This is a genomic window from Brachybacterium sp. GCM10030267 (assembly GCF_042666875.1).
Lineage (GTDB): Bacteria > Actinomycetota > Actinomycetes > Actinomycetales > Dermabacteraceae > Brachybacterium.
The window spans coordinates 525628-545769 of sequence record NZ_JBHTCX010000012.1 but is presented as its reverse complement, the minus strand read 5'-3'; the positions used below and the strand labels follow the sequence as shown (position 1 = coordinate 545769).

Below are 20142 nucleotides of genomic sequence, written 5' to 3'. Positions count from 1 at the left end.
CGGACCGGGCCTGCGAGGCGATCAGGGAGCACCGCGGCGCGGAACCGCAGCGGTGCTCCCGCGCACCGGATCGGGGATCAGTTGAGCTCGAGCGGGTGGGCGCCCACGCGGCCCGAGCCGTCACCGGCGTCGAGGGCGTCGATCGCGGCGATCTCGTCGGCCGTCAGCTCGAAGCCGAACACGTCGAAGTTCTGCTCCATGCGCTCGCGGTGCGTGGACTTCGGGAACACGATGAAGCCGCGATCGAGATGCCAGCGGATGACGGCCTGCGCCGGGGTGACGCCGTGCGCCTCGGCGGCTGCGACCACGGCGGGGTTCTCGAACAGCGGGTACTTGCCCTGGCCGAGCGGGCCCCAGGACTCGATGTGCATCCCGTTGGCCGCGCCCCACTCGAGCACGTCACGCTGCTGGAGGGCGGGGTGGAGCTCGATCTGGTCGACCGCGGGGACCTCGCCGGTGTCCTTGACGAGGCGATCGAGGTGCTCGGGCAGATGATTGGACACGCCGATCGAACGGGCCAGGCCCGCGTCGCGGATCTCGATGAGCTTCTGCCACGCGTTGGAGTAGGTGTCCTTCTCCGGGGTGGGCCAGTGGGTGAGGTAGAGATCGACGTAGTCGAGTCCGAGCTTCTCGAGGCTCTCGCGGATCGCGTCGTGCGGGGCCTCGCCGGCCTGACGGTCGTTCCACAGCTTGGTGGTGACGAACAGCTCGTCGCGCGGGATGCCGCTCTTGGCGATCGCGGCGCCGACGCCTTCCTCATTGCCGTAGATGGCGGCGGTGTCGATGTGGCGGTATCCGACCTCGAGAGAAGTGCTCACGGCCTCCTCGGCCTCGGCCGGCGGGACCAGGAAGACACCGAACCCCAGCTGGGGGATGGCGTGACCGGAGTTCAGGGTGATGGTGGGAACAGTAGTCATGAGGCTCAGCGTAAGGACCCGTAATCTACGCGTCCAACAGCTTGCGCAGATGGTATTGAGAAGCAGGAGCGGTCAATGGAGTTTCGTCAGATGGAGTACGTGCTCGCCCTCGCCGAGGAGCGGCACTTCACCCGCGCCGCGGATCTGGCGGGCATCTCCCAATCCGGGCTGTCCTCGGCGATCCGCAGCCTCGAGGACGAGCTCGGCACGTCCCTGTTCCGACGCACCACGCGTCGGGTCGAACCCACCGCCGCCGGGCTGGCACTGCTGCCGCATGCCCGGGCGATGCTCGATGAGGCGGCGCAGGCCCGCGACGCCGTGGTGCGGGTCAGCCGCACGGTGACCGGGTCGCTGCGCGTCGGCGCAGAGCAATGCCTCGGGCTGGTCGATGTCGCCGGACTGCTGGAGCGATTCCACCGCCGCTACCCGCTCGTGGAGACCGAGTTCGTCCAGTCCGGTTCGCATGAGCTGGTCGAATCCGTCCGCGCCGGCGGGCTCGACGTCGCCTTCGTGGCCACCACCCGGCATCTGGCCTCCGTGCGCCATGTGCCCCTGGGCCACGAGCCCGTCGTGCTGCTGACCTCGCCCGCGCATCCGCTGGCGCATACGGATCCCACCTGGGAACAGCTGGAGGGCCAGGACTTCGTCGACTTCGGCTCCTCCTGGGGAGTGCGCACCCTGAACGATGAGGCGTTCGCAGCCCACGGCGTCACTCGCCGCGTGCGCTGCAGCGTCAATGACGTGCACACCCTGCTCGATCTGGTGCGCCGCGGTCTGGGCATCGCCATCGTGCCGCAGCATGTGGCGGCGAAGCCGCAGGCAGCCGAGCTGATCCGGCACTCGCTGCACGGTGCCTCGGTCGCGGACTGGACCGTCAGCGCCATCAGCCCGCGCCAGGACCGGGCGGACCTGCCTGCCGGGATGCTGCTGGAGCTGCTGGGCGAGTCCCATGCGACTGCCGAGAGCGCGGTCACCGCCGGCTCGACCGGTGTGCAGGAACCGGTGACCGCGCCGGAGCCCAGCCCGGTTCCGGCACGGGCCGGCGACCTCGCTCAGTAGGGACGAGAATGCGGAATCGGTGACAGAGGAGGCCAGGAGGCGGATAATCGTCCACCCGGCATCGGTGCCATCGGTGCCGGACCGACGTCACGAGGAGACGCACCATGAACGTGTTCCTGTGGATCCTGTCCTTCGTCCTGGCCGCCGTCTTCATCGGTTCCGGTGCCGCGAAGCTCCTCACCTCTCGCGAACAGCAGATCGAGCGCACGCCCTATGCCGAGGATTTCCCCCACTCCGTGGTCCTGGGGATCGGCGTGCTCGAGATCCTCGGTGCGATCGGCCTGGTCGTGCCCGGGCTGACCGGTATCGCCACGGTGCTCGTCCCCTTCGCCGCCGCCGGGCTCGCGATCACCATGGTCTTCGCCGCCCTCGTCCACACCCGGCGCGGCGACGGCGTGATGGCCACGCTGCCCTCGGTGGTGCTGGCGGTCCTGTCGGTCGTCGTGGCGTGGTCCCGTTTCGGCCCGTACCAGCTCTGAGAGGCACCCGGGTCACGGCGTCATCGCGTCCCGTCGGACCGAAGCGGCGTCGCCGCAGAGGGAAGCGGCGCGTCTGCGGAGGGAACCGCCGCTTCTGCGGACAGTTTCTGTCCGCACGCTCCGCGACAGTGGACCCTGAGCGGCCGGACGGCCGTCTCGCCCCGCCTCAGCCCCCAGGAGCCTCGGATGCCTTTCCTCACCGCCGATATCACCACGGAGCACGACGGCCTGGCCACCTTCGCCCTCCAGCAGTACCGCCAGCTCGCCACGGCCCTGCACGGGCTGAACAGGGACCAGCTGACCGCCACACCGAGCGCGTCGGCGATGAGCCTGGGAGCTCTCGCCCGGCACGCGATCCTCATGGTCGAGAACGTCACCGCCGGAATCCTCGCCGCTCCGGGCAATGCCTCCGAACCCGAGCGCGAGCCCGCGCAGGCCTACGCCGAGGGCACCATCGATCCGTCGGCCGTGCGGGAAGGCGACACCGCCGAATCGCTCAGCGCCGAGCTCGATGCCGTGGCGAGCCGGCTCGCCGAGGCGATCCGCGCCGCGGATCTCGAGACGTCCGTACCGGTCCCGGATCGTCCGTGGTTCGTGGGCTGCGAGAACTGGACGGTGCGCTGGTGCGCCCTGCACGCGATCGAGGAGGGCGCGCGCCATGCCGGCCACGCGGACATCCTGCGCGAATCGATCGACGGCAAGGGAGCGTACGAGCTGAATGCTCTGGCCGAAGGGCAGCCCTGGCCGCCCCCGGGCTGGTGACCGCCGGCGATGCCCCGGGGTCGCGGTGTACGACGTCGCGGTCAGCGACAGCGCGGGCCCGCAGTGGCAGAGTGGGTCCATGTCACCCACCGACGTGATCGCCTGGCTGCTGGACTCCGACCCCGCGCTGCGCTGGCAGGTCGAGCGCGACCTGCTCGATCTCCCGGCCGAGCAGTGGGAAGCCACCCGCGCCCGCATCCCGCGAGAGGGCTTCGGCGCCGCGCTGTTGGACCGCCAGGATCCTGACGGGCAATGGGCCGGTGGTGCCTTCTTCCCGGCGGGGTTCTTCGACGATCCGGCCAACCGGAATCTGCCCGGCCAGCCCTGGACGGCGACCACCTGGACGCTGACCACCTTGCGCGAATGGGGCATGGACCCCGCCCCGCTCATCGATCGCGGCACACCTGAGCTCCTGGCCCGGAACTCCCACTGGGAGTACGACCGGACGCTCCCGTACTGGGGCGGTGAGGTCGATTGCTGCATCAACGCGATGACGCTGGCCAACGGGCTCTGGCTCGGAGTCGACGTCGAGCACCTCGCGACCTGGTTCGTCGAGCACCGCCTGCCCGACGGGGGCTGGAACTGCGAATGGGCCAACGGGTCGGTGCGCTCCAGCTTCCACTCGACCCTGAACGCCGTGCGGGCGCTGCTGGTCCACGAGCAGGCCACCGGCGGGACCGAGGCCACTCGCGCGGCCCGGGCATCGGGGCAGGAGTACCTGCTCGCCCGCACTCTCACGCGGCGACTGAGCACCGGCGAGCTCGTCGGCCCGTGGGTCGATACGTTCTTCTACCCCACGCGGCACATCTACACCGCTCTCGGCGCGCTGGAGCACTTCCGCCGCGCCGGCGTGCGCGACCCGCGGATGGCCGAGGCGGTCTCCATGGTCCGCGAGGCCCAGCAGCCCGACGGCACCTGGCTGCAGCAGATGGTGCTGCCGGGCCACGTGTGGTTCGAGATCGATGTGCCTGACGGCGAGCCGTCTCCATGGGTGACGCTGCAGGCTCTGCGGGTCCTCAGGTGGTGGGGGGAGGGCTGACGTCCGATCGGCGCCCGCGGGCTGCCCCGGCGGCATCCACCGTGGAGGTGCGTACCCGGTAGAGGCTGGTGGTGGCGACGATGTACAGGGTCCGCCCGTCGTCCCCGCCGAAGCACAGGTTGGCGACCTTCTCCGGCACGGGCAGATCCAGCAGGCGCTCACCCGCCGGCGTGAACACCTGCACGCCGGACCCGCTCGAGCTCCAGATCCGGCCCTCGACATCCACCCGGATGCCGTCGGGCAGGCCGGGGGAGACCTCGGTGAGGATCCGACCGTTCTTGGCGTGCCGGCCCTCGACGACGTCATAGACGTGGATCGCGTGCCCGCGGGGCCGCCGCGGGTTCGGGTTCTCCTGATCGGCGGGGGAGCGGGAGGAGTCCGCGACGTACAGCAGGCTCTCGTCGGGGGAGAAGGCGAGACCGTTGGGGGCCTCCACGTCGATCACCACGGGTGTGAGGGCTCCGGTGCCGGGGTCGAGCCGGAACACGTACCGGTCGCCGTACTCCTCCTCGCCGGGATGCCCCTCGACCTCTCGTTTGATGCCGTAGGAGGGATCGGTGAACCAGATCGCCCCGTCGGAGCTGACGACCACGTCGTTCGGGGAGTTCAGGCGGACCTCCCCGAAGCGGTCGGCGACGGTGACCGGCCGGTGCTCGTCGCCGGGGCCGACGGCAGTGTCGCGCTGGACGGCACGGCGACCGTGGGAGCATTCGATGACGTATCCCTCGAGGTCCAGAGTGCGGCCGTTGGTGAACTCGACACCCTCGGCGAAGACGCTCAGCTCGCCGGTGGTCTCCGAGTACTCCAGGATCCGGTTGTTCGGGATGTCGCTGAAGCGCAGGGCGCGGCGCAGCGGGACCCAGACGGGCCCTTCCGCCCAGATCGCCCCGGTGGCGACCTTCTCGAGCTGGGCGCCGTCGGCCAGGAGCGGCGGAGGTTCGGTGGTCATGTGGATCTCCTCGTTCGTGGGGTACCGGTGGTGCGAGTCGTCCTCGCAGACGTGCAGACGTGCGGGCGTCCCCGAGACGTCAGGACGTCCGCGGGGGAGGTCACGACGGTCGGGGTACGTCGCGACGGGCGATCGCCACGGTCTCCTCGATACGGGCGAGCGGGATCAGCCCCAGCAGGCAGATCGCCGCCAGCAGCACGTAGTGCCAGGCGAAGCCGAAGCTGTCGATCACGATGCCGGCGACCAGCGACGCGAAGATCCCCGAGACGCCGAGCGCCACACCGATCATGATGCCCATCGCGGTTCCTGCCGAGCGTGGCACGGAATCGACCAGCAGCGCGTAGACGACCGGGAACGGGGCATTGCGGAACAGCCCCCAGGCGAGCAGCACGACCCATGCGCTGGCCGGCCCGCTGATGAAGATCATGGCCAGCAGGGTGATCGCCCAGCCGACGATAAGGAAGGCGATGGAGAACTTGCGCCCGATACGGTCCGACGCCGTTCCCCACACGACCTGGCCGACCCAGCCGGTGATGCCGGAAGCGCCGGCGATCAGCGCGGCCTGGGCGAAGCTCATGCCGAGCCCCGTGAACTGCACGGTCAGAAACGTCACGGCGCCGGCCTCGCCCCAGAGGAACAGGAAGATCAACAGGACCGACCAGCGCACATTGGCATGACGCAGCGCGTCCTTGACCGGCTCCAGCAGGCTGCCGGCGCTGCGGGTTGTCAACTCCGGCAGGGGACGGGTCATCTGTCGCTGATCGATCCAGTCGTAGACCTTCTGCTGATTGCGGCGGGTGCCGACGAACGCCTGCATGATGATGATCGGCAGCCCCAGCAGCGGGATCACCAGGAATGCCTCCTTCCATCCCGCTGCGCCGAGAACCACGGCGATCAGAGCGCCGGTGAGGAACTGGCCGAGCGGGAAGCCCGTGTGATGCACGCCGACGGCGAAACCGCGGTGCTCCTTGGGCCACCACTCCGAGACCAGCGCGACGTTGACCGGTTCCGACCCGCCGCGGCTGATGCCCATGGGGATGCGCAGAAGCAGGAACGCGATGTAGCTGCCGGCGAGACCGAAGGTCATGGCGCCGCCGACGATCCCGATCAGCATTGCCACGTTCCACGTCCAGGTGCGGCGGTAGCCCGTCCCGACCCGGTCTGCGATGTACCCGAACAGAAGTCCGCCGGCGACGAGTCCTGCGAAGTACACCGAGTTGATCAGCCCCGCCTGGGCGTTGGAGATGCCGTACTCCTCCTGGATCGCCGGCAGCACCGCGGGCAATATCCCGTGGTCGACCGATGTCATGAGGATCGCGAGGGTCGTGATCAGCAGGGTCCACCACGACAGTGCGGGCGCCCGTGGGATCCAGCTGGAGGCACCGGGATTCAGCTCTGAATCGGCGCGGGATATGGCCCTGCCATCCGGGGACTGGTCCTGCGGGATCTCACCGTCGTCGCGTTCGGACATTCCAGCTCTCCTATGAACTCATCGTGGTCCGGCCACGGGATGAGCACAGCGTGAGGTGCCGATCGGGTCGTGTCAACACTGCGCTCAGCGACTAGCTCGCCCTCCTCACGCCAGAATCCGGGCCATTCCAATAACGGTTCGGCAAACGTGGACGCCGATCCGTGCCTGCGGGCGGGCCGGAGCATTTTGCAGTGCTAGGTTCCAGGGCACACCATGGGTGCGCCATGCCACACGAGGCCGCTGCGTGCACCACAGTGCCGTGACCACGCGGCCTGCTTCATTCCCTGGAGGAACCCATGTTCGATGCCGCTTTCACCCCCAAGCGACGGACGGTGCTGCTGACCGCGGCCGGAGCCCCGCTGCTGCTCTCGGCCTGCGCCCAGACCTCCGAGGACGGGGGCAGCGGGGGAGGCGGCGGCGGCGAGGGCGCTCTGACCGTCGGCACCACCGACAAGGTCACCGCCCTGGACCCCGCTGCGGCCTACGACAACGGCTCGTCGACCGTGTGGGCCCAGGTCTACGGCTACCTTCTGAACACCAGCATCGGCTCCGAGGACGGCGCGCCCGAGCCCGACCTGGCCGAGACGGCCGAGTTCACCAGCGAGAACGTCTTCACCGTGACGCTCCAGGAGGGCCTCACCTTCGCCAACGGCAATGAGCTCACCAGTGAGGACGTCAAGCACAGCTTCGATCGCCAGCTCGCGATCGCCGACCCCAACGGTCCCTCGAGCCTGCTGGCGAACCTCGACAGCGTGGAAGCCGTCGACGACCTGACCGTCGAGTTCCACCTCAAGGAGCCGAATGATCAGACGTTCCCGTACGTGCTGACCAGCCCCGCCGGTCCCATCGTCGACGCCGACGTGTTCCCCGCCGACGAGGTGCTGCCCGACAACGACATCGTCTCCGAGAAGGCCTTCTGCGGCCCGTACCAGATCACCAGGTGGAAGCTCAACGAGCTGGTCTCCTACGAGGCCTTCGAGGACTACAAGGGTCTGTTCGGCAAGCCCTCGAGCTCGAGCGTGTCGATGACGTACTACGCGGATCAGAACAACATGAAGCTGGACATCCAGCAGGGCAACATCGACTGCGTGTGGCGTTCGCTCTCGGCCACCGACATCGAGGATCTCGAGGGGGACGACGCCGTCGCCGTGCACGAGGGCCCCGGCGGCGAGATCCGCTATATCGTCTTCAACTTCAACACGATGCCGTACGGGGCGGAGACCGAGGACGCCGACCCGGCCAAGGCCAAGGCCGTCCGTCAGGCCGCGGCGGACCTCATCGACCGCCAGGCGATCGCCACCGAGGTCTACAAGGACACCTACACGCCGCTGTACTCGTACATCCCCGAGGGGCTGCCCGGCAACGGCACCCAGTTCCAGGACCTCTACGGCGACGGCAGCGGCGGCCCCGACCCCGCCAAGGCCCGCCAGCGGCTGGAGGACGCCGGGGTGGAGATCCCGGTGAACCTGAGCCTGCAGTACAACCCGGATCACTACGGCAACTCCTCCGGTGACGAGTACGCGGCGGTCAAGGCGCAGCTGGAGGCCGACGAGCTGTTCGTGGTGGATCTGCAGTCCACCGAGTGGGTGCAGTACTCGGAGGATCGCACCGCCGATGTGTACCCGGCGTACCAGCTGGGCTGGTTCCCGGACTACTCCGATGCCGACAACTACCTCTCGCCGTTCTTCCCCGAGGACAACTTCCTGGTCAACCATTACTCGAACCCCGAGGTGGACAAGCTCATCGCTCAGCAGCGCGGCACCCAGGACGAGGCCGAGCGCGAGGAGCTGTTCGTCCAGATCCAGGACATCGTGGCCGACGAGATCTCCACCCTGCCGCTGCTGCAGGGCGCGCAGATCGCCGTGTCCACGGCGGACCTCCAGGGCGTCACGCTCGATTCGTCCTTCAAGTTCCGCCTCGCTCCGCTCGCCAAGTGACCGCAGAGCTCGACAGCCCGGCAGCCCCCGGTGCCGCAGGACCCGGCACCGGGGGCTCCGGCCGTCCGGGGCGCGCACGTTCCTCGGGCGGGCTGGGCCGCTACATCCTCATCCGGTTCCTGCTCATCATCCCGACCGTGCTGATCCTCATGACCATGGTCTTCTTCCTCATGAGGATCACCGGGGACCCGATCACGGCCGCTCTCGGCGGCCGACTCACCCCGGACCAGCTCGCCGAGCGCCGCGCCGAGGCCGGCTACGACCGGCCACTGATCGTGCAGTACTTCGACTATCTCGGCGGGGTGCTGCGCGGGGACTTCGGCACCGCCTACACCGACAACACTCCGGTCACCCAGATCCTCACCACCTACGGCGGGGCGACCTTCGAACTGGTCGCCTACGCCGTGGTGGTCGCGCTGGTCGCCGGGGTTCCGCTGGGCATGATCGCCGCCCGCACCCGCGACCGCTGGCCCGACGCGGTGCTGCGGATCGTCGCGATCCTCGGCTATGCGACGCCGGTGTTCTTCGTCGGCCTGCTGCTCAAGCTCGTCTTCTCCGTGGGCCTGGGCTGGCTGCCGGTGGCCGGGCGCATCTCGACGCGGGGTGAGCTGACGATGGGCTCGATCCTGAACCCGACGCCGTTCTATCTGCTGGACGCGATCCGGCTGGGACGCATGGACGTGCTGGCCGACGTGCTCAGCCACGCCCTGCTGCCGGCGATCGCCCTCGGCGTGCTGACCGGCGGCATCTTCCTGCGCCTGGTGCGCACCAACATGATCGGCACCCTGGAGATGCAGTACATCGACTCGGCCCGCTCCCGCGGCGTCGCCGAGTCCCGCCTGACCACCCGGCACGCGCTGCGACCGGCGCTGATCCCCATCGTGACGGTGATGGGCATGCAGATCGCGATGATGCTCGGCGGTGCCGTGCTGACCGAGACCACGTTCGAATGGAACGGACTGGGCTACATGCTCGCCGAGTACATGAAGGCCCGCGACTACGTGGCCGTCCAGGGCATCGTGATGACCCTCGCCGTCATCGTCGCCGTCTCCAACTTCATCGTCGACGTCGTCGCCGCTCTGATCGACCCGCGAGTGAGGTACTGAGATGACGCTGTCGAACCCCGTGCCCCCGGGCGAGGGCGATCCCGCCGAGGCCGATCTCTCGACCGAGTCGACGATCGTGGCCGGCGCCGCCCGTGCCCCCTGGTATCTGCGCCTGCCTGTGGTCAGCCACTATCGCCGCAGCGTCGGCCTCCAGCGCGGCATGCTGGTGACGGGTCTGGTGCTCGTCGCGATCCTGCTGCTGACGGCGCTGGCGGCGCCGTTGATCGCCCCCTACGGCTTCGCGCAGACCGCGGCCGACGGGACGAACTTCGGCGGGCAGCAGCCCCCGTCGGCCGCCCATCCCCTCGGCACCACCGTGACCGGCTTCGACGTGCTCTCCCGCGTGATCTGGGGAACCCGCACCGCGGTCGCCGTGATGGCGTGCGCGGTGGTGGCCTCCCTGTTCCTCGGCGTGGCTCTCGGCCTGCTCTCCGGGTACGTCGGCGGCCTGCTGGACCGGGTGCTGGTGATGCTGGCCGATGCGATCTATGCCTTCCCCTCCCTGCTGCTGGCGATCGTCATGTCGATCGTGATCTCCGGCGGGCAGTCCAACGCGTGGGGCGGCATCCTCGCCGCAGCCATCTCGATCACCGTCGTCTTCGTGCCGCAGTACTTCCGCGTGATACGTGCGGAGGTCGTCCGATTGAAGGCGGAACCGTTCGTCGAGGCCGCGAAAGTGGTCGGCACCGGGCACCGCCGCATCATGGGAACCCACCTGCTGCGAAACTCCACCCGCACGCTGCCGCTGATCTTCACCCTGAACTCCTCCGAGGCCATCCTGACCCTCGCCGCGCTGGGCTTCCTGGGCTTCGGGATCGAACCCACCAGCGCCTCCGAATGGGGCTACGACCTCAACCGCGCGATGGCCGATGCGACCAGCGGCATCTGGTGGACGGGCCTGTTCCCCGGCCTGGCCATCGTGCTGGCAGTGCTCGGGGTGACCCTCGTCGGCGAATCCATCAACGACCTCAACGACCCACGGCTGCGGACCCGCAAGAAGCGATCCCGCAAGACCGTGACGGCCGCGACCACAGAGAAGCAGGCGAGCGCATGAGCGACACCGGCACCGCCACCGAGCCCGCGACGGACCGCACGGCGCGGCTCGAGATCCGCGATCTCGACGTCCACTTCGCGACCGACGCCGGTGACGTCCACGCCGTCGACGGCGTCAGCCTCGAGGTCGCGCCCGGCGAGATCCTCGCGATCGTGGGCGAATCCGGCTCCGGCAAGTCCGTCACCGCCCGCTCCATCCTGGGGCTGCTGCCCGAGACCGCCGAGGAGACCGGGGGCATCCTCATCTCCGGCACCGATGTCGTGGGCCTGACCGGGCCGCGGCTGCGCGCCCTGCGCGGCGAGGACGTCTCGATGATCTTCCAGGAGCCCTCCAGTGCGCTGAATCCGGTCTACCCGATCTGGTGGCAGATCGGCGAGGGTCTGCGTGCGCACCGGCCGAAACTGACGCGCAAGGAGATCCGCGCCGAAGCCATCAAGGCGCTCGAGTCGGTCGGTATCCCTGATCCGGCCGAGCGCATCGACCGCTACCCCCACGAGTTCTCCGGCGGCCAGAAGCAGCGCGTGATGATCGCGATGGCGCTGGCCCTGGGGGCCGAGCTGATCGTCGCCGACGAGCCCACCACTGCCTTGGACGTCACGGTGCAGGCCGAGATCCTGGAGCTGCTGCGCGATGTCCGCGACCGCTTCGGGACCTCCGTCATCGTCATCACCCACAACATGGGTGTGGTGGCCGACCTCGCCGATTCCGTGGCCGTGATGTTCCGCGGGAAGGTGATCGAGCGCGCCGGCGTCCAGGAGCTGTTCGCCGAGCCCCGCGAGCAATACACGCAGAAGCTGCTCGCGGCCGTGCCGCACCTGGGGCGCCGCTCCGCATGGACGGAGCTGAGCACCGCGCAGCGCCAGGTGATCGAGGACGCCGACCCCGTGGTCGAGGCGAAGGACCTGGTCATCGAGTACCCGGGCCGGCTGGGGCGGCCCCCGTTCCGGGCCGTGAAGGGCGTCGATTTCACGATCCGCGCCGGAGAGGTCTACGGCCTGGTCGGCGAGTCCGGCTCCGGCAAGACCACGATCGGCCGTGCCATGGTGGGGCTGGAGCGCACCACCGGCGGCAGTCTGCGCGTGCTCGGCCACGAGATGAACGGCGTCAGGGAACGAGCGTTCAAACCCGTGCGCCGCCGTATCGGTTTCGTCTTCCAGGATCCGGCGACCTCGTTCAACCCGCACCTGACGATCGAGCAGTGCATCGCCGAGCCGCTGATCGTGCACGAGCCCTCGCTCAGCGCGGCCGAGCGCACCCAGCGGGTCCGAGACCTGCTGGAGGCCGTGGAACTGCCCGGCGCCTACTCCGGCCGGTACCCCCACGAGCTCTCGGGCGGGCAGCGCCAGCGCGTCTCCCTGGCACGGGCACTGGTGCTCGGTCCCGAGCTGCTGATCGCCGATGAACCGACCAGCGCGCTGGATGTGTCGGTGCAGGCCACCGTGCTGGACCTGTTCCGGGAGCTGCAGTCCCGGCTGGGTTTCGCAGCCCTGTTCATCAGCCACGACCTCGCTGTGGTGGACACCCTCGCCCATCGGATCGGGGTGCTGTACCGCGGGGAGCTGGTCGAGGACGGCCACGGCCCCGAGGTGCTGCAACGGCCCCGCCACGACTACACGCGCAAACTGATCGCCTCCCTGCCCGTGCCGGACCCCATCGAGCAGGCGAAGCGACGCGAGGCCTTCATCCAGCAATGGGGGAGCGGGGCGGCGAGTTAGCCGATACGCCGAGATCTCTCGGCCGCCTCGGCGCGGACGAGGAGATCCAGCGCGACCGGGCACGGTCACCGTCCGCGGTTCACCGGGAATTCCGCGGGCCGACGGGCGATGCTCACGGTCGCGTCGTCGGCTGGTATGGACCCGTGGCTACGGTTCGGGAGTTCCTCACTCCTCCAGAACCAGGCACGGTGACACCATGGTCGACTCTCCGCAGAATCCCGCCCAGAACCCGTCGGCCCCGCATGCTCGGGCAGCCCGCACCCGTCGCGACGTGCTTCGCTTCTCGACCGCGGCCGCGACCGGCCTCGCCGCCGCAGGCACGATGGGAGCGGCCGCGGCGGCGCCGGTGGCGGGCACGCGCGGTGGAGCCCAGCCGAAGGACGGCGTCGTGCGCGGCGAGCTGAGCTTCCGTGAGGACGGCACGTTCACCGTCGTCCAGTTCAATGACACCCAGGACACGCACCAGACCGACGTGCGCACGATTCAGCTGCAGGAAGCGGTGCTCGACGACGTCCGTCCCGACTTCGCGCTGATCAACGGGGACGTCTTCAACGGCGGTCCGTCCACGGCGCTCGAGGCCAAGCAGGCCATCAACAACGTGGTCCGCCCGATGGAGGACCGCGGGATCGCGTGGGCCCTGACCTTCGGCAACCACGACGAGGACTCCAGCGAGAAGACCGGCCTCGACGAGAACGACTACATCGACTTCGTGCGCCAGTACCGCCACAACGTCAACACCGCCGGCGCGCGCGGCATCACCGGCACCGGCAACCAGGTGCTCACCGTGACCTCCGCAGCCGGGAAGGGCGACGCCTTCGCGCTGTGGCTACTGGACTCCGGCCGCTACGCCCCCGAGGAGATCGCCGGGCAGGACTTCGAGGGATACCCGGACTGGGACTGGCTGCGCCCGGACCAGATCCAGTGGTATCTCGAGGCCTCCCAGGAACTGGAGAAGAAGAACAAGACGCTCGTGCCGGGTCTCGTGTTCCAGCACATCGCCCTCTGGGAGCACCGGTTCATGTGGTACGCCAGCGTCGACTCCCGCACCGAGGCCGACCACGCCCGGGCACTCGAGAAGCACGGCATCACCGGCGAGCGCAACGAGGACGAGTGCCCGGGGCCCTTCAACTCGGGCATGTTCTCCGCGATGCTGCAGCGCGGCGACGTCAAGGGCCTGTTCGTCGGCCACGACCACGTCAACACCTACGTCGGCGACTACTACGGCATCAAGCTCGGCTACGCGCCCGGCACCGGTTTCGGCACCTACGGGCTGGGCGGCGGCGAGGACCACCGCCTGCGCGGCGCGCGCGTGTTCCACCTCGACGAAAGCACCGAGGATGTCCTCACCGGCACCGAGCTGCGCTTCGCCGCCGACTACGGCATCGACCTCACCGCGGGAGCTCAGCCGGGGGAGCCGGCGGACTTCCCCGAGGGGATCAGCTGACCGAGTCGGCTCCGAGTCGGGATCCTCTCGGTCCGAGCCAGCCAGCCGGCCTCGACGAGACGGGCGGCAGCTGGACGAAGCAACCGAGTGGTCTTCTCGGTGCTGGAGTACACGCTCCGGTGCGCATATCGTCGACAGGCACCGGTGCGCAGGACGTCGGTCGAGAACGTCGGGCGGGCCGGAGCAGAGGACGCCTTCTGTGCCGAGGACGAGACCGGCAGCGCATGATCCAGGAGTGAGCATGACGATCATCGGGTATCACGCATCCCACGAGCAGATCGCCCCCAGCACCCTGCTCGCCGACGTCCAGCGCGCCGAGGCGGTCGGGTTCGATGCCGCCCTGTGCTCGGACCACCTCGCACCCTGGGGAACGGCGCAGGGGGAGTCCGGCTTCGCGTGGAGCTGGCTCGGCGCCGCGATGGCGAGCACGACACTGCCCTTCGGCGTCGTCACAGCGCCCGGTCAGCGGTACCACCCCGTGGTCATCGCACAGGCCGTGGCCACTCTGGCCGAGATGTTCCCGGGCCGGTTCTGGGCGGCATACGGCAGCGGCGAGGCCGTCAACGAGCACGTCACCGCAGACCCCTGGCCCGACAAGGACACCCGGCGCCGGCGCGTGACGGCCTCGGTCGAGGCGATCCGTCGTCTGCTGGAGGGCGAGCAGGTCGACCTCGACGACGTCGTGCGGATCCACCAGGCACGGATCTGGAGCCGCCCGGCCACCCAGCCGCCCGCGATCGCCGCCTCCGCCAGCCCCGACAGCGCCCGCTGGGCAGCGAGGTGGGCCGACGGAATGATCACCGTCGGCATCGACCCGCAGAGCACCTCGCAGGTGCTCAGCGCCTACCGCGACGCCGGCGGCACGGGGGAGACCATGTTGCAGGCCCATGTCAGCCTGGCCCCGAGCGAGGACGAGGCACTGGCGATCGCCACCGACCAGTGGAAGCACGCCACCGCCTCGGCGACGATGTGGGACGTCGAGCAGCCCGAGGACTTCGACGCCCTCGCGGAGCCGACTCCCGAGGCGATGCGGTCCTCCGTGGCGATCGCCGGCTCGGTCGAGCAGCTCGCTGGGCAGCTGACCGCGGCGGGCCGAGGCTTCGACCACCTCTACATCCATCACGTCGGCCAGGACCAGAGCTACTTCCTGGATCGGGCCGACGACCTGATCAGCGTCCTGAAGGAGACCCTATGAGGCCGGCCGACCGCAGCGACCTGTGGTGGCGTTCCGCCGTCATCTACTGCCTGGACATCAAGAAGTACCAGGACTCCGATGGTGACGGGATCGGCGACATCGACGGTCTGCTCGACCGCATCGAGTATCTCGCCGATCTCGGCGTGACCTGCCTGTGGCTGATGCCGTTCCAACCCACGCCGGACCGGGACGACGGCTACGACGTCACCGACTACTTCGGCGTCGACAGCCGCCTGGGCGATCTCGGCCGGTTCGTCGAACTGATCCGCGTCGCCCACGACCGCGGCATCCGCGTGATCATCGACCTCGTCATCAACCACACCTCCGATCAGCACCCGTGGTTCGTCGATGCCCGCAGCAGCCGCGACGCCCGGCTCCGCGACTTCTACGTCTGGCAGGACGAGCCCACCGACGATGCCGGCAGCAACGTCTTCCCGACCGAGGAGGACGGTGTCTGGCAGTACGACGAACAGACAGGGCAGTACTACCTCCACCACTTCCATCACCACCAGCCGGATCTCAACCACTCCAATCCCGAGGTGCGTTCGGAGATCTCGCGCATTCTCGGATTCTGGCTCGAACTCGGGGCCGACGGCTTCCGCATCGACGCGGTGCCGTTCCTGATCCACCCGCCCGGAGCGGGGAACCAGAGCGACCCCCACGCCTTCCTGCGCGAGCTGCGGCGGTTCGTCGCCCGGCGCTACGGCGGCGCGGCGCTGCTGGGCGAGGTGGGACTGAACCACCAGGACCAGCTGGACTACTTCGGCAACCCGGGTGTGGAGCTGGACCTGCAGTTCGACTTCGAGACCGCCGAAGCCGCCTTCCTCTCCTTCGTCCGCCACGATCCCGCGCCGCTGGCGACAGTGCTGCGAGAGCTGCCTGCGGTCGACGTCAGTCAGGGCTGGGCCAGTTTCCTGCGCACCCATGACGAACTCAATCTCGAACTGCTCGGCGATGCCAAGGAGGAGGTCTTCGAGGCGCTCTCACCGGACCCGCGTCAGCGGGTGTACGGGCGGGGCATCGTGCGGCGACTGGCCCCGATGCTCGGCGGGGACCAGCGCAGGCTCCGCCTGGCCTACAGCCTCCTGTTCTCCCTGCCCGGGGCACCGGTGCTCTACTACGGCGAGGAGATCGGCATGGGGGAGCCGGCCGGCACCGAGGATCGCTCCGGCGTACGGACCCCGATGCAGTGGCACTCCGGGCGCAATGGCGGGTTCTCCACCGCGCGCCGCGACGACCTCGTGGAGCAGCTGCCCGAGGGCGACTACGGCCCCGAGCGTGTCAACGTCTACGACCAGCTGCACGATCCCGACTCCCTGCTGTCCTTCCTCAAGACGCTGATCGGTGAATACCGTGCGACCCCGGAGATCGCCTTCGGTGACCTCGCGGTCCTGGAGACAGGAGAAGGGAGCGCCCTCGCCCATGCCGCGGTCTCCGATGGGGCCGTTTTCGTCGCCCTGCACAACTTCGCCGACCACGACTGCACGGCCACGGTCGATGTCGGTTCTCTGTCCGCGCAGATCGCATCGGCCGATTTCCATGACCTCCTGCAGCCGGAGAGCGTGACCCGCCCGGAGAACGGTCAGCTCCAGGTGGAGCTGGGGCCATATGGATTCCGCTGGCTGCGAGCGACCCGAGTATGATGCGACCGGCCGGGCACGCCGGGATGGCGGCCCGGCGGGCGGAGAACCCGGTTCCTCGACGCTCGGAGGAGCACCATGGCGATGAGCCAGGCGAGCGCCATGGCGCTCTTGAGCATCCCGCCGGTGCGGGGACTCGTCTCGGTGGTGGCACTCCTGGTCACTGTCACGTTGCCGTTCCAGCCGGACCTGGGGATCGCCAGCCGGATCGGGTTGGCGCTGGTCCTCCTCCTGCTCAGCGCGGTGCCCTGGGCTGTCACTCTCAGAGGGTTCCTTCAGGACGTGCAGGAGCCGCGGCGTGTCGGTGGTGCCGTCATGATCGCCCAGCGGCCTCGTCGGCTCGCGATCGTGGTGTCCTGGATCGCCCTGGCGGTGCTGGTCGTCGCCATCGTGGTCCTCGGCGTTCTGGTCGGCGTCGGCACTGAAGGTCCCTCCGCGGGCCTCATGGCGGCCGGATCCGTGCTCGCCGCCGTCTTCGGACTCGCGGTGTCCTCGCTGCTGCCCCGGCTCAGCCGGTGGTATGCCGACGGAGCCGGGATCGTGGCCGTGTCCCCTGAGGGCCTGGCCGTCGTCCCGGACCACGGCGGGGATGCCACCACCTCTCCCTGGGATCGAGTCGGGCTGGTGCTGGGAGAGTCGCGGGCCGTCTCATCGCTGCCGCCCGATGTCGGCGCCGGGCTCGGGAAGCGCGTCCGCTGGCGGCCCGGGGCGCACGCGGCGGTACGGCGCTGGACGCAGGAGGGTTTCGCTCCCACCGCCGCGGAGGTCCGTGGTCTCGGGTTGGATCCCGAGTGGTCTCAAGATCCGGAATCCGGGGTGGCGCCCCGCGCTGGGCAGTGGGTTCACATCGCGCTCATGAGTTGGGCAACCGCGGTCTGCGGGCTCCTGGGCGGGGCGATGATCGTGGCGGTCCTCCTGGGAAACGCGCCGTGGTGGGTCCTGGTCCTCCTCGCCTGGGCGCCCGTACTGGGCTTCGTGATCCTCGTCCCGAGACTGTGGCGCCTACTGCGCACCGTCGGGCGCCGAAGCGCACGCGTGACGAGCGAGGGCTGGATCGATGTTCTGCACGGCCAGGGACTGGTGCCGTGGAAGCACATCGAGAGAATCGAGGTGGGCGGGCGCCACACCCTGGTGGTCGCTCGGATCGACGCACCGAAGTTCCGCGACAGGGACCTGGGGAATCGTCTGAACCATCGCGTGACCCGGGCCATGGAGAACTGGCCCATCAGGATCCCGAGCGCCGGGCCGCTGTTTCGTGAGACCGATCCACGATATCTCCCGTACCCGCCGGAGACGCGTGCCTTCACCCTGGTCGACGACGCCGAGCGAGTCGGGGGAGTGAACGTCCGCCGGCGGCCGTGAGCGGCGACGGGGCGGGACTGAGAGCGACCCGGTCAGGACGATGTCGTCGCGAGCACCTCGAGCACGCTGTCGCCGTACTCGGCGAGCTTCTTCGCGCCGACCCCGCTGACCCCGCCGAGGGCGGCCACCGAACCGGGGCGGGCTTCGATGATCCCCACCAGCGTGGCGTCGGAGAAGACCATGTACGGGGCGATCTGCTTCTCCGTGGCCACGGAGGTGCGCCACGCGCGCAGCGCTTCGAAGACCTCGCGCTGGGCGGGCTCGAGACCGTCGGCCGCTCGAGACGTCACCCCGCCGCCCCCGGAGGAACCGCGGGAGGAGCTGCGCGAGCGCGATGGCTTCGTGGGCGTGCGGTCCACCGCGAGTTCGACGGCGACCTCGCTGCGCAGGACAGCCGGTGATTCAGGCCCCGGCACGAGCACGCCGTAGTCGCCGACGGCCTCGACGGTGCGGCGGGCGAGCAGTTGGCGCAGCACCGTGCGCCACTCCTTCTCACTGAGTTCCGTGCCGATGCCCCAGACGCTGAGCTCATCGTGTCGGGACTGGCGGGAGCGCTCGTTCTCGCGGCCCAGCAGCACGTCGATCACCTGCCCGGAGCCGAACTTCTGATCGCGCTCGCGGTCGAGGCGGATGATTGCCGAGAGCAGCTTCTGGGCGGCGACGGTGGCGTCCCAGGTCTGCGGCGGGCTCAGGCAGGTGTCGCAGTTCCCGCACGGTTCGGAGTCCTGCCCGAAGTAGCGCAGCAGCTGCACGCGGCGGCAGGAGACGGTCTCGCACAGGGCGAGCATCGCGTCGAGGTGGGAGCGTGCGTTGCGCTTGAACTGCTCGTCGCCGTCCCCGGAGTCGATGAACCTGCGCAGGTTGACCAGGTCGCCCAGGCCGTAGGCCATCCATGCCGTCGACGGCAGCCCGTCACGGCCGGCCCGGCCCGTCTCCTGGTAGTAGCCCTCGATGGACTTCGGCAGATCCAGGTGGGCGACGAAGCGCACGTCCGGCTTGTCGATGCCCATGCCGAAGGCGATGGTCGCCACGACGATCAGCCCCTCGGCCCGCAGGAACCGTTCCTGATGGTCCTGGCGCACCGCCGCGTCGAGCCCCGCGTGGTACGGCAGCGCCGGGATCCCGCGATCGGAGAGCCACTGGGCGGTGGCTTCGACGCTCTTGCGCGAGAGGCAGTAGACGATGCCCGACTCGCCCTCGTGCTCGGTCGTGATCAGGCGCAGCAGCTGCTCGCGCGGGGAGGCCTTGGGATCGATGCGGTACTGGATGTTGGGACGGTCGAAGCTGGAGACGAAGTGGCGGGCGCCCTCCATCCGCAGCCGGTCGGTGATCTCTGCGTGGGTCGCCTCAGTGGCGGTGGCCGTCAGCGCGATCCGGGGAACGCCGGGGAATGCATCGGCCAGCACGGCCAGCCCCAGGTAGTCCGGCCGAAAATCGTGGCCCCACTGGGAGACGCAATGGGCTTCGTCGATCGCGATCAGGGAGAGCTCGGCGCGGCGCAGCAGATCGAGGGTGCGGGGGAGGACGAGACGCTCGGGCGCCATGTAGAGCAGATCGAGCTCGCCTGCCAGAAGCTGCTGTTCAACGGCCTGTGCCTCGTGCGGCTCGAGCGTGGAATTGAGGAAGGCGGCCCGGATCCCGACGGCTTCCAGCGCCGCGACCTGATCGGCCATCAGCGCGATGAGCGGGGAGACGACGATACCGGTGCCCTCGCGCAGCATGGCCGGGATCTGGTAGCACAGCGACTTGCCGCCGCCGGTGGGCATGAGCACGACCGCGTCGCCACCGGAGGCGACGTGCTCGATGATGGCTGCCTGCTCCCCACGGAACGAGTCGTAGCCGAAGACGGTCGAGAGGATGCGCAGCGCCGGGTCGGTGGGGGAGCCGTTCGCCGGGGCGGAGTCGACGGCGACATGCCCGTCGGAAGTCAGGATCGGGTCGGCGGGGTGGGGCTCGTCCATGCTCACCACTGTATGGGGCGCGGGCCGGCGTGGCGGACCGCGGTGGACCGGG

Annotated in this window: 16 protein-coding genes; 12 read left to right on the top strand and 4 right to left on the bottom strand. The window is 69.4% G+C overall.

What is annotated here, in order from left to right:
• Window positions 1-77: 77 nt before the first annotated feature.
• Window positions 78-917: an aldo/keto reductase gene (locus ACFQS2_RS13505; RefSeq protein ID WP_377794064.1), complete on the bottom strand. Its 840-nt coding sequence runs from the start codon at window positions 915-917 to the stop codon at window positions 78-80.
• A gap of 75 nt (window positions 918-992) precedes the next feature.
• On the opposite strand from ACFQS2_RS13505, the gene ACFQS2_RS13500 reads away from it, so the two are divergent.
• From ACFQS2_RS13500 to ACFQS2_RS13485, 4 genes are all read left to right on the top strand, one after another.
• Entirely contained in the window at window positions 993-1976 is a 984-nt protein-coding gene (locus ACFQS2_RS13500) for a LysR family transcriptional regulator (protein ID WP_377794063.1), read from the top strand.
• A gap of 104 nt (window positions 1977-2080) precedes the next feature.
• Window positions 2081-2455 carry a DoxX family protein gene (locus ACFQS2_RS13495; protein ID WP_377794062.1) on the top strand — a complete coding sequence of 125 codons (375 nt, stop codon included), beginning with the start codon at window positions 2081-2083 and terminating at the stop codon, window positions 2453-2455.
• A gap of 186 nt (window positions 2456-2641) precedes the next feature.
• Window positions 2642-3217, top strand: coding sequence for a DUF664 domain-containing protein (locus tag ACFQS2_RS13490; RefSeq protein ID WP_377794061.1), 576 nt, complete (start codon window positions 2642-2644; stop codon window positions 3215-3217).
• Window positions 3218-3296: 79 nt separating this feature from the next.
• On the top strand, window positions 3297-4256 hold the full coding sequence (locus ACFQS2_RS13485) for a squalene cyclase (RefSeq protein ID WP_377016621.1): 960 nt from the start codon (window positions 3297-3299) through the stop codon (window positions 4254-4256).
• On the opposite strand, the gene ACFQS2_RS13480 is transcribed toward ACFQS2_RS13485, so the two are convergent.
• On the bottom strand, window positions 4234-5205 hold the full coding sequence (locus ACFQS2_RS13480; RefSeq protein ID WP_377794060.1) for an SMP-30/gluconolactonase/LRE family protein: 972 nt from the start codon (window positions 5203-5205) through the stop codon (window positions 4234-4236). The genes ACFQS2_RS13485 and ACFQS2_RS13480 overlap by 23 nt on opposite strands.
• Before the next feature lie 100 nt (window positions 5206-5305).
• On the bottom strand, window positions 5306-6676 hold the full coding sequence (locus tag ACFQS2_RS13475) for an MFS transporter (protein ID WP_377794059.1): 1371 nt from the start codon (window positions 6674-6676) through the stop codon (window positions 5306-5308).
• A 296-nt stretch (window positions 6677-6972) separates the two neighbouring features.
• Between ACFQS2_RS13475 and ACFQS2_RS13470 the strand changes: the two genes are divergently transcribed.
• From ACFQS2_RS13470 to ACFQS2_RS13435, 8 genes are all read left to right on the top strand, one after another.
• Complete coding sequence (locus ACFQS2_RS13470; protein WP_377794058.1) at window positions 6973-8613, top strand: ABC transporter substrate-binding protein; 1641 nt, start codon at window positions 6973-6975, stop codon at window positions 8611-8613.
• Window positions 8610-9719 carry an ABC transporter permease gene (locus tag ACFQS2_RS13465; RefSeq protein WP_377794057.1) on the top strand — a complete coding sequence of 370 codons (1110 nt, stop codon included), beginning with the start codon at window positions 8610-8612 and terminating at the stop codon, window positions 9717-9719. Before ACFQS2_RS13470 ends, ACFQS2_RS13465 begins: the two co-directional genes overlap by 4 nt.
• 1 nt (window position 9720) lies before the next feature.
• Window positions 9721-10773: an ABC transporter permease gene (locus ACFQS2_RS13460; RefSeq protein ID WP_377794056.1), complete on the top strand. Its 1053-nt coding sequence runs from the start codon at window positions 9721-9723 to the stop codon at window positions 10771-10773.
• Window positions 10770-12488 (top strand): ABC transporter ATP-binding protein, encoded by a 1719-nt coding sequence (locus ACFQS2_RS13455; RefSeq protein ID WP_377794055.1) that lies wholly within the window; start codon window positions 10770-10772, stop codon window positions 12486-12488. The genes ACFQS2_RS13460 and ACFQS2_RS13455 overlap by 4 nt, the downstream gene beginning before the upstream one ends.
• Window positions 12489-12684: 196 nt before the next feature.
• Entirely contained in the window at window positions 12685-13932 is a 1248-nt protein-coding gene (locus tag ACFQS2_RS13450; RefSeq protein WP_377794054.1) for a metallophosphoesterase family protein, read from the top strand.
• Between the two features lie 241 nt (window positions 13933-14173).
• Window positions 14174-15127 (top strand): TIGR03557 family F420-dependent LLM class oxidoreductase, encoded by a 954-nt coding sequence (locus ACFQS2_RS13445; protein ID WP_377794053.1) that lies wholly within the window; start codon window positions 14174-14176, stop codon window positions 15125-15127.
• Window positions 15124-16770, top strand: coding sequence for an alpha-amylase family glycosyl hydrolase (locus tag ACFQS2_RS13440; RefSeq protein WP_377794052.1), 1647 nt, complete (start codon window positions 15124-15126; stop codon window positions 16768-16770). Before ACFQS2_RS13445 ends, ACFQS2_RS13440 begins: the two co-directional genes overlap by 4 nt.
• Before the next feature lie 81 nt (window positions 16771-16851).
• Complete coding sequence (locus ACFQS2_RS13435) at window positions 16852-18129, top strand: hypothetical protein (protein WP_377794051.1); 1278 nt, start codon at window positions 16852-16854, stop codon at window positions 18127-18129.
• A gap of 32 nt (window positions 18130-18161) precedes the next feature.
• Here the strand turns inward: ACFQS2_RS13435 and recQ are convergent, their stop codons facing one another.
• Window positions 18162-20090, bottom strand: coding sequence for a DNA helicase RecQ (gene recQ / locus ACFQS2_RS13430; RefSeq protein WP_377794050.1), 1929 nt, complete (start codon window positions 20088-20090; stop codon window positions 18162-18164).
• Window positions 20091-20142 lie beyond the last annotated feature (52 nt).

What these genes read in the sequence shown, in the direction of transcription:
- ACFQS2_RS13505 (WP_377794064.1), bottom strand. Translation starts at nt 917, where the DNA reads ATGACTACTGTTCCCACCATCACCCTGAACTCCGGTCACGCCATCCCC.
- ACFQS2_RS13500 (WP_377794063.1), top strand. Translation starts at nt 993, where the DNA reads ATGGAGTTTCGTCAGATGGAGTACGTGCTCGCCCTCGCCGAGGAGCGG.
- ACFQS2_RS13495 (WP_377794062.1), top strand. Translation starts at nt 2,081, where the DNA reads ATGAACGTGTTCCTGTGGATCCTGTCCTTCGTCCTGGCCGCCGTCTTC.
- ACFQS2_RS13490 (WP_377794061.1), top strand. Translation starts at nt 2,642, where the DNA reads ATGCCTTTCCTCACCGCCGATATCACCACGGAGCACGACGGCCTGGCC.
- ACFQS2_RS13485 (WP_377016621.1), top strand. Translation starts at nt 3,297, where the DNA reads ATGTCACCCACCGACGTGATCGCCTGGCTGCTGGACTCCGACCCCGCG.
- ACFQS2_RS13480 (WP_377794060.1), bottom strand. Translation starts at nt 5,205, where the DNA reads ATGACCACCGAACCTCCGCCGCTCCTGGCCGACGGCGCCCAGCTCGAG.
- ACFQS2_RS13475 (WP_377794059.1), bottom strand. Translation starts at nt 6,676, where the DNA reads ATGTCCGAACGCGACGACGGTGAGATCCCGCAGGACCAGTCCCCGGAT.
- ACFQS2_RS13470 (WP_377794058.1), top strand. Translation starts at nt 6,973, where the DNA reads ATGTTCGATGCCGCTTTCACCCCCAAGCGACGGACGGTGCTGCTGACC.
- ACFQS2_RS13460 (WP_377794056.1), top strand. Translation starts at nt 9,721, where the DNA reads ATGACGCTGTCGAACCCCGTGCCCCCGGGCGAGGGCGATCCCGCCGAG.
- ACFQS2_RS13455 (WP_377794055.1), top strand. Translation starts at nt 10,770, where the DNA reads ATGAGCGACACCGGCACCGCCACCGAGCCCGCGACGGACCGCACGGCG.
- ACFQS2_RS13450 (WP_377794054.1), top strand. Translation starts at nt 12,685, where the DNA reads ATGGTCGACTCTCCGCAGAATCCCGCCCAGAACCCGTCGGCCCCGCAT.
- ACFQS2_RS13445 (WP_377794053.1), top strand. Translation starts at nt 14,174, where the DNA reads ATGACGATCATCGGGTATCACGCATCCCACGAGCAGATCGCCCCCAGC.
- ACFQS2_RS13440 (WP_377794052.1), top strand. Translation starts at nt 15,124, where the DNA reads ATGAGGCCGGCCGACCGCAGCGACCTGTGGTGGCGTTCCGCCGTCATC.
- ACFQS2_RS13435 (WP_377794051.1), top strand. Translation starts at nt 16,852, where the DNA reads ATGAGCCAGGCGAGCGCCATGGCGCTCTTGAGCATCCCGCCGGTGCGG.
- recQ (WP_377794050.1), bottom strand. Translation starts at nt 20,090, where the DNA reads ATGGACGAGCCCCACCCCGCCGACCCGATCCTGACTTCCGACGGGCAT.